2 protein-coding genes are annotated in these 4,399 nt (G+C 44.6%); one reads left to right on the plus strand and one right to left on the minus strand.

The window, feature by feature from the left end; translation table 11 throughout:
- Positions 1-490 (plus strand): TetR/AcrR family transcriptional regulator (locus tag AC1DSE_RS30910; protein WP_477528745.1); only part of this gene is annotated, 490 nt, incomplete at its 5' end.
- A 505-nt stretch (positions 491-995) separates the two neighbouring features.
- Here AC1DSE_RS30910 and AC1DSE_RS30915 read toward each other — a convergent pair.
- Positions 996-4,399, minus strand: a 3,404-nt coding sequence (locus tag AC1DSE_RS30915) for a helix-turn-helix transcriptional regulator (RefSeq protein WP_477528746.1), incomplete at its 5' end; no start/stop codon positions are given.

Consider the following 4,399-nt stretch of genomic DNA (forward strand, 5'->3'; position numbering starts at 1 on the left):
GGGTATACTCGATGTAAGTGTTCCGTTCATTATGAAGGGGGCAGGACTTACGCATGGAGGGTTTTATTCACACTTTGACAACAAAGAACAGCTGGTCGCCGAAGCCTGCCGGTATGCTATCAGCGATACCATAGCCATTTTGCAGAATGCTGCTGATCAGGAGAAGCAGAATCCCAAAATCAATAGTGTTATCGATTATTATTTAAGTCCGTATCACCGCGACAAAACAGAGATGGGCTGCATTCTTCCTGCTCTTTCTGGCGAAATTCCCCGTTCTTCCGAAGAGGTCCGGCAGGTATTTACCCACGAACTGGAGCGGATGATTACTTTCATCTCGAATCTAGCGGGAATTGACACAACCAAGGGCAGCGCACTGATCAGTACAATGGTCGGCACTCTTGTTCTTGCACGGTCTGTTCACGATCCAGAACTGAGCGGCACTCTTCTTTCGGCAGGCAAGCAGTATGCCAAAGAGCTGGTTAGGGCCTAATATTGTCCGTGGTATGTCTAATAAATAAAAAAAAGGCGTCACAGAAATAAATCTCTGTAACGCCATTTTTTCAATATTCACATGATTTCTTAAGCAAATCATGTTATCTTTGGGACATTCTCTTCTGTGTGATTGGTGGAGCCTAGTAATTARAATAATGTTCTTTCTCTGATCTAACCCATTCAATCAAACCATTCCTTGCGGGATAGGTTTCTTCATAATCAGATTTATCCTTCAGAAGCTGGAGTCCCTTTAACGTTAATTTTGCTGGTTTTAGCGAATAGGCGTCGCCCACTCTCAATACTCTTTCTAGGTACCCTTGTTTCTCAAGAAAACGGATCATATTATCGAATTCATAGTCTAATAGGCCATAGTCCTTCCCATTAGGCATAAAATCTTTTCTATGAATTTCCCTAAGGATACTGTATCCGCCTCTCATTCTCACCTCTCCAATCTTATGAGTAATTATTGTATTCTCCCACATATAAATGCCTATCCCATACAACTAAGTAACCAGCTCTAATTCTTTTGCACGCGCAATGGCCTGACTGCGCCGTTTCACGCCTAGTTTTCCGTATAGATGGAATACATAACTTTTCACGGTGCTTTCCTTTAATCCAAAACGATAGGCGATTTCCTTATTCGACAATCCATCGGTTAAAGCATACAAAATCTCTGCTTCACGGTTTGTCAGCAGTTCAACTAACGGCTGCGGCTGTGCAGCATTGGCAGCGATATCTAGAGGACTGTACTCCGAATCGCTACTAGACGCAGACGCACTGCTTTGAATTAGGAATTCCTCTGACGATTTCAAATAAACCATCCGTGCAATCATAAGATCCAGCACTTCGAGCCTCTCCTTCGTAAATACATCGGAGATCAGATTATTCTCCAAATAAAGGACAGATTGCGATGATGTTCCTGGAAAGGAAACCGGCATACAAAGAACAGACTGAGACTTACTGCGAGTGATATAGGGATCAGCTGCGTATGAGCTGCGTGAAGCATTTGCAAGCACAACCGAATCACCTGTCTTAACCACATAACGGACAATAGCCTCCGCGTACGAAACCTCTCCATCACTCTCATTCCTAGTGCCAGCCTGATCTGCAATGGTGAAAACCTCTTCATGGCTCTCCAGCACATATCCCTTTTCCGCACCGGAATACCGAAGTGCCGACTCCAGGAATTGACTCATTACATTAGAGTCATCTGCCTTTCTTGACCAATCTGTAATTTGCCGTATAAACGCCTTTTCATCAACGAACATTGGTGTGGTTTCACGGATAGTGCTTACTTGTCCAATTTCCTCAGTGGCAGCCACGCTTTCTGTTTGTAGTTCCGCCATAGCTAATTTCAGCTTGGAATTTGACTCCATCAGTCTTTTTGCTTTAGCAGTTGCCCCCCATCTTGAATAAGCAGCGCAGGCATCTGCAATCAGAACATCCGCTCCGGTAATACTCCCAGCTTCCCTATAGAAGATTGAAGCACGCTCACAAGAAATAGCCTCCATTAGCCCATTTCCTTCTCTTCGAGCTTCTCGGGTCGCTCCCTCAAATCCTTTGGCTGCATTCACTCGGTCACCATCAATACGGTGGAGCTCAGCTGTTATGAGCAAATATGCTGAAGATTCATTCCCGTAATATCCCGTCCATTGCCTCATGCTGCGCAATTGCTTGTTAAGCTTTGCGCGAATGCCCTTTTGCGCATCCACCGCTGCCTCCGCATACATGGCAGCAAGCGTCAGGGAATGGTAAATATGCTGTTTGCGCACTTGCATCCGGGTTTGACGATACGTGTTGAATTTGCCCTTCTCTACCCATTCCAGGGCATCTTGATAGCGTCCGAACAAATAAGCAATTTCTATCTGACTGGTACAAGTATAATAAACCTCATTATTCAGCTTCTCCTCGAATCGATCCTTCAGCACCGGCACTACGACTTCATCGTATTCACTCGCTCCATCCTGCATTTGTGCCACATACCACCTCGCAATGCGAAAGATATTAACTGTGACTTCATCCAAGAGCTGCTGTGAAATTTCTTCATAATTCGAAATCCGTGCAGTAAGTGTATGCAAATCACCGGTATGAGTGGTCGTAGAGGTTAGCATAGCGATACTTACATAGGACAGATTAATCGATTCCATCCCATAGTAAATCGATTGCTCAAAATGCTTGACGCTTGCTTCAGGATTCTGCTGCAGCCCAACAAGCCCCTTAATATAGTGCAGTCTGCTTCGCAAATCCGAGCTTTCAAAGGAGGCTGATAGCTTAAATGCCAAATCTATATATTGGGGTCCCGTATGATAGAAAGAAATTTTAAAAATAATCATGCCATAGCCAGCAAGCATAAACGCGAACGCTTCGTTGCTTCCATGCTTTAGAGCATAGCGAATGAACCTCGAGAAAAGTACAGCAGACAGTTCAAGGCTTAATGTAAATACAGAAGATGATATCGCCATGACCAAGTCCGACAAGGCTTTATACTCAGGATTACGATTAATCGGTAAATTCATAATCTCATGCCGCATACTAAATAATGCACTTTGCGTCATGATCAATTCCTTTACGATGACAGCTTTAGAGGGCTTACTGGAAAAAATCCAGCCAAATTCCGCCAGCGCCTGCTTTCCAATATGGACAGCAAGCTCGTCATTCTTCAAGTACGAATACATGGCTATGCGTTTCAGGTAAATCTGAGAGCGCTCCACCAAGTCCGTAGTACAGGACATCAATTGTTCGAGCAGAGCTTCTGCCTTGTCTATGCGACGGCACATAAATTCACATTCAGGCAGCTCCAGCATCAGACGATAGGCTAGTGAGCTCGTACTCCTCCAATCATCCCCCGCATGCTGCAAGCCTTTTTCAAAAAAGTTCAGAGCAGCCGCAAATGCTGTTGCTGCCTTCGATTTCAAACCTGCCTGATAGTTATATTCAGCTAGCTCCATCTTTTCTGCTTCATTTACCAGCTTATCGCTGCCCATATTCAAGTGATACACCATATCATAAATGGAGTGTTCACGCTCTTCTAATGAATGGTCGCGTAACACACGGCCGATGGTCAGATGCAAGCTCGCTTTTTCCGCTTCGGCAATAGTCATATAAGCTGCCTGCTGCACACGGTCATGCATAAATGTATAATAACCTTCATCCGCTGCTGCATCATCCATTTCAATTTCTCTACTTAATAAACCCTCTTCCTCTACTAAATGTAAAAGCTGAAGTGTATGAAGCGGAGAGCGGCCGCTTACTAAAGCGATCGTAGTGGAATGAAAACGATGACCAATCGCTGCACCTATGGCAAGCAGCTCAACCATATCCGCTGAAAGCATACGAATACGGGTCCCGATTAAATAAAGAATGTCAGGATGTTCCGGTATCTGTGTAACTGCCGCAGCATCCCAATTCCAAATCCCAGCTTCCTCATCATAATAAAACTTATTCTCACGATACAGGCTGTCTAGAAGACGATGTACGAATAGTGGATTACCGCCTGTTCGATGAAATAGCACCTCTGCAAGTATTCGTACACGAGCCGAATTTTCGTTAAGAACATGCGAAAGAACTTGCCTTACATCCAAATAGGTCAGCGATTCGAGGGCGATATGCTGTACGGGTATGGATGAGCTTGCATGCTGCAAGTTAAGTGTGTTCTCCATCCATACGGCTGCTTCACCTTGATTTGCTCCGTTGTCCGAGCAGCCAGAAGCCGTTTCTACTCTTAACGTTCCTATTACTAGTAAGTTTAATCGATTGGGAGCATGGGCAAGCGAACGAAGGACATCCAACGTAGCTGGGTCTGCCCATTGTAGATCGTCTAGAAAAATAAGGAGAGGATGTTCCTTTTCAGCAAATATATTCATAAAAAGAGGAATCAAGCGATGAAACCGAATAGCCGCTTCGGCAG

The organism is Paenibacillus sp. 01L418 (assembly GCF_056400045.1).